Annotated in this window: 1 pseudogene; it reads right to left on the minus strand. The window is 63.3% G+C overall.

The annotated features are described in order from the left end of the window. Window positions 1-59: 59 nt before the first annotated feature. Window positions 60-245 (minus strand): annotated as a pseudogene (locus QHC67_RS19095) (IS110 family transposase); the annotation flags it as partial.

Raw genomic sequence — 245 nt, forward strand, 5'->3', positions numbered from 1 at the left:
TTCTTCTCACCTCCCGCAGACATCATGCAGCGGATGCCAAGGGCATCGGCCGATCTCGTTCACGCCGCCAGCAATGTGGGTTCGTAGGTCCGTCCGTGGCGCAGAAGTGCCCAGACGATCCGCGCCATTTTGGCCGCAAGAGCGACGACGACGGTGTTTTGATGCGCTCGCGAGAGCAGGCCGCGCACCCATGCGCCCAGACGTGTATCGCTCTTGCTCATCGTCGGCAGCGACGAACGTGCACC

The sequence above is a fragment of the Sphingobium sp. genome (assembly GCF_033795625.1).
In the GTDB taxonomy this organism is placed as follows: domain Bacteria; phylum Pseudomonadota; class Alphaproteobacteria; order Sphingomonadales; family Sphingomonadaceae; genus Sphingobium.